The organism is Paludibacterium sp. (genome assembly GCF_019232825.1).
Classification (GTDB): Bacteria; Pseudomonadota; Gammaproteobacteria; order Burkholderiales; family Chromobacteriaceae; genus Paludibacterium.
In genome coordinates this window covers 1-4,186 of record NZ_JAFAND010000161.1, presented here as the reverse complement: position 1 = coordinate 4,186, position 4,186 = coordinate 1, and the positions used below count along the sequence as shown (strand labels likewise).

Below are 4,186 nucleotides of genomic sequence, written 5' to 3'. Positions count from 1 at the left end.
ATCGGCAAAACGGACCGTCACGCCGGCCGGCGTCATCACTTTGGTCAGTAGCCGGTAGGCGCCGCCATAGACATCCTGTTGGGCGACCACTTCGTCGCCGGGCTTGAGCACCGCACGCATCACGGCATCGATGGCCGCCATGCCGCTACCGAACGCCAAGCCATGCGCGGCGTTCTCCAATGCCGCCAGATTGGCTTCCAGCGCGGCCCGGGTCGGCGTGCCGGTGCGCGCATAGGAAAACGGCAAATGTTCGCCCAGTTTCTCGTGGGCAAACGCCGACGTTTGGTAGATGGGCGGCATCACGGCATGGCCGTGCTCGCTGGCGTCGTAGCCGACGTGGATAGCCTTGGTGGCGAATTTCATGCACTCACTCCCTGAGGAGGGCACAGCCCTGCCGCTGGCCGGCCCGGTGAATATCGATGCGGCATCGCCGACGTTGGCAGATCCCTACAACGGCGTGCGTAAAAACGCACAATATCTCTCCCGCTAAGCCGCGGTCAAACGCAGTCCTAATTTAAGAATCATCCCATCGTAGAACACGGCATGGACCCGATAGCATCCCGGCCATAACGCAACAAGCCCGTTGACCATGCCCGAACGAATCCTTGCAGTTACCCCCACCGTCTGGCTTGCCGGCGGCCCCAGCGGCCAGTCCCGCCTCATGACAACCCGCTACGACGGCCGCCAGATGACGCTCGCCGGCTGGGGTGCCACGGCGCTTGGCGAGCGTACCGTGGACCGGCAGATGGCCCGCTTCGATAGGCGCCGACAACAGGAAAGAGCACAGGAGCTTGCCGCGCTTCGCGCCGGCAAACAGCCGTTGACCAAACGCGAGCGGGGACTGGCGGCTTACTTGACGCTGCGCGCGTCGAAAGGGCTCGCGCTCGACGGCGAGCTGTTGCAGCGGCTACGCGAAGCCAACCGCAGCGTGGAAGAAACCCGAGAGGCGCTGTCGCACGGCCGCGGCAATGTACGCAGCGATCTGAAGATGTCGCTTGAGCCGGGCTGGCGCGTCCGGTTTATCCACTCCCAGCCCGGCAACGGCTGGGCCGACCGTGCCGCGCTGGCCATGCGCATGGCCGCCGGCAACTGTGACGAACATGCGGACGTGGCGATGGCCATGCATGCGGGCAAGCTGGCTCCGGGCGAATCGGTGCAAAGCCTGGGCGGCAAGTACGTCAAGCATGCCTGGACGGAAACCCGGCTGGCCGATGGCGAGCGCATCGTCATCGATGCTTGGGCGGAAGGACCGGCGGTGCTGGCTGCGGACAGCCATTTCAGCCAACAACCCGATAACCGGACCGAATATTTGTCGCTCGACCCCGCCCAGGGCAGACACTTTGCCCGGCAAACCCAGGCGGCGTTACAGCGGCTCAACGCCGACACGGCGCTTGAGCAACGATGGCAGGCAGCCAAACAACACGCACAGCAGGAAAATTGGCGCTTCAAACAGCTCTGGGCGCCGACACCGGTCTTGCATCCCGCATTCTGGTCCGAAGCGATGGCGCGCCAGCACCACGATCAGGTCGTAAGGCAACTCGGGAAGGACCATGTTGCGGTGGAGGACGCTACGCCGCGCTTAGAGCAGAACGATGACATCCTGGCCGTCGGCGCCGCCCGGGCATTAGGCGCCGGCGTGCGCCAGGCACAAGAAGCGGGAGAAGCCATTATCGAAGAACTCGACCGCTTGTGGGCACTGAATCCTGATAGCCCCTAGACACCGCCATTGATTTCAAGCAATTGAATCGTGAAGATTTCTTTACACGAAGCGGCTTTCGCGCTATGGTGCGGCGTTTTCCAAATCACACCCCCCGCCCATGACGCAAACCCGCGCTTTCGACTTCCTGCGCCAGCAGCTTAAGCACTCTCCCCGCAAAGACTGTCTGTGCGGCAAGAGCGGCAAATCCTGGACCGTGCTGTCGACGGCGGAGGCGGTGCAAACCATCGATCTGCTGAGCCTCGGCCTACTGGAACACGGCATCGCCCAAGGCGACCGTGTGGCCATCGCCGCGGAAAACTGCCTGGAATGGGCGCTGGTCGATCTGGCGCTGCAACAGATCGGCGCCATCAGCGTGCCGTTGTATCCGACCTGCACACTGGAAGACGCCCGCTATATCCTGACCCACGCCGAGGTCAAATTGGCCTTCGCCGGCAACGCCGTGCAGCAGGAAAAGCTCGAAGCCGCCATGGCTGAAGCGCCGTGCCCGGTCTTCCGTTTGGACGAAGTCCAAGGCGCCGCCTCGTGGCGCGCGCTGTTGACGGCGGGCAAAGCCGGCGACGCAGGCGAACTCGCGCGGGTGCGCGACGCCATCGCGCCGGATCAGGTGTTCACCATCATCTATACCTCCGGCACCACCGGGCGCGCCAAGGGCGTGATGCTGACCCATCGCAACCTGGTGTCGATGGTGGTATCCACCGCCAAACACACCGGCCTGCCGCGCGGCACCTGCCGCGCCGTCAGCTTCTTGCCGCTATCGCACATCTTCGAGCGCGCCGGCGTGCATTACTACTTGCATACCGGCACCGCCGTGTACTTCAGCTCGGTGGATCAACTGTCCGCCACCTTGAGCGAAGTGCGCCCGCACACCTTCAGCGCCGTGCCGCGCGTATTGGAAAAGGTCTACGACAAGCTCGCCGGCAAGGCGCGCACGCTCAACGGCATGACCCGCAAATTGTATATCTGGGCGTTGCATCTGGCCGAGCAGTACGAGCCGGGCAAGCGCTATTCGCTGGCCGACCGCGCGCGCTACGCCGTCGCCCGCCAACTGGTCTACAACAAGTGGTACCAGGCAATGGGCGGCGAGCTGCGCTGGATCAACGTCGGCTCGGCCGCCTTGCAGCCGCGCCTGGCCCGGCTGTTCTGGGCGTGCGGCGTGGTGGTCAGCGAAGGCTACGGCATGACCGAATCCTCGCCGGTGATCGCCGCCAACCCGTTCAACGCCAAGGGCGTACGTATCGGCACCGTGGGCGTGCCAATGCCGGGCGTCGAGGTGCGCTTCGCCGACGACGGCGAAATCCTGGTGCGTGGCGACAACGTCATGGCCGGCTACTACAAGGAGCCGGAACTGACCGCCGAAACCCTGCGCGACGGCTGGCTGCACACCGGCGACATCGGCGTGATGGAGCAGGGCTACATCCGCATCACCGACCGCAAGAAGGAAATGTTCAAGACCTCCAACGGCAAGTATATTGCGCCGCAGGCGATCGAGAACAAACTGAAGGAATCGGCCTTCATCGACCAGGTCATGGTGGTCGGCGACGGCGAGAAATTCCCCAGCGCGCTGATCGTGCCGCTGTTCGAAAAGATCCGCGAATGGTGCGCCGAGCAGGGCATCCGCTATACCTCCGACCAGGAAATGACGCTGCACCCGAGCGTGCACGCGCTGATCGAGCGTGAGATCAAGCGCTTCAATCATTTCTTCGGCAGTTGGGAACATATCCGCAAGTTCACACTGCTTGACCGGCCCTGGTGCGTCGATCAAGGCGAACTGGCGCCGACGCTCAAGCTGCGGCGCAAGGTGATCGCCGAGCGTTGCCGCGAGCTGATCGAGCGCATGTACGCGCATCAGCCCGAGCTAGCCTAGGACGCGTCGTCAGGTGTTTGGTGCAATGCCGCGCGCTGCGCGGCGATTGCACCCTACTGCCGAAGGCAGTGCACCGCCCCCCTTTATTCCGACAGCCGATACAGCAAATACCGCAGAATCGGATAATTCCTAATTCTTCCGCCGCCGTGCCAGGCCACAATCCGCCGCGTCTTCATCGACCCGCGAGGATTTCGCCGCATGCACGACTTGTCCGCCTTTCACCGTTGCGCGATCGAATTATTGCGCCACATCGGCTTCGATCCCCCCTCGCCCGCCGCTGATCAGGACGTCATCAGCCTGACAGTGGAACAGCGCTGCATGGTCCACATGGGCAGCCTCGACGCCACGCACTGGTTCATGCAGGCCGAAATCGACGGCCTCGTGACAGAAAACCAAGGCGCCCTGCTCGTTCAGGCTTTGCGCGCCAATCAAATGACACCGTCCCTCCGGCAGCCGGTGGTTGCGCTCGATGCCGACAACCGGCTGTGCTGCTGGCTGTGCCTGCCGCTTAGCGGCTGCGATCTGCCCGCACAGCTCAGCGCTTTCGACGCGCTGATCGCCTGCGCGGAAGGCTTGCTCACGGCGCCGCGCGACCACCTGCC

At 63.8% G+C, this 4,186-nt stretch carries 5 protein-coding genes; 4 read left to right on the top strand and 1 reads right to left on the bottom strand.

All coding sequences use genetic code 11. From position 1 onward, the window contains the following. The coding region (locus JOZ06_RS20585) for a PLP-dependent transferase (RefSeq protein WP_293235936.1) at positions 1-363 on the bottom strand (363 nt) is incomplete at its 3' end. Here JOZ06_RS20585 and JOZ06_RS20580 point away from each other — a divergent pair. The 4 genes from JOZ06_RS20580 to JOZ06_RS20565 form a co-directional block, all read left to right on the top strand. Next, positions 362-490, top strand: a complete 129-nt coding sequence (locus tag JOZ06_RS20580) for a hypothetical protein (RefSeq protein WP_293235934.1) — start codon at positions 362-364, stop codon at positions 488-490. The two genes, JOZ06_RS20585 and JOZ06_RS20580, sit on opposite strands and share 2 nt — an antisense overlap. 99 nt (positions 491-589) lie before the next feature. Continuing rightward, a complete protein-coding gene (locus JOZ06_RS20575) occupies positions 590-1,717 on the top strand; it encodes a hypothetical protein (RefSeq protein WP_293235932.1) in 1,128 nt (375 codons plus the stop codon). Between the two features lie 100 nt (positions 1,718-1,817). Further along, on the top strand, positions 1,818-3,584 hold the full coding sequence (locus JOZ06_RS20570; RefSeq protein ID WP_293235930.1) for a long-chain fatty acid--CoA ligase: 1,767 nt from the start codon (positions 1,818-1,820) through the stop codon (positions 3,582-3,584). Positions 3,585-3,782: 198 nt separating this feature from the next. After that, positions 3,783-4,186: CesT family type III secretion system chaperone (locus JOZ06_RS20565; RefSeq protein WP_293235928.1), on the top strand; the 404-nt coding region annotated here is incomplete at its 3' end.

Coding starts and splice junctions, on each gene's coding strand:
- JOZ06_RS20580 (WP_293235934.1), top strand. CDS start 362: ATGCACTCACTCCCTGAGGAGGGCACAGCCCTGCCGCTGGCCGGCCCG.
- JOZ06_RS20570 (WP_293235930.1), top strand. CDS start 1,818: ATGACGCAAACCCGCGCTTTCGACTTCCTGCGCCAGCAGCTTAAGCAC.
- JOZ06_RS20575 (WP_293235932.1), top strand. CDS start 590: ATGCCCGAACGAATCCTTGCAGTTACCCCCACCGTCTGGCTTGCCGGC.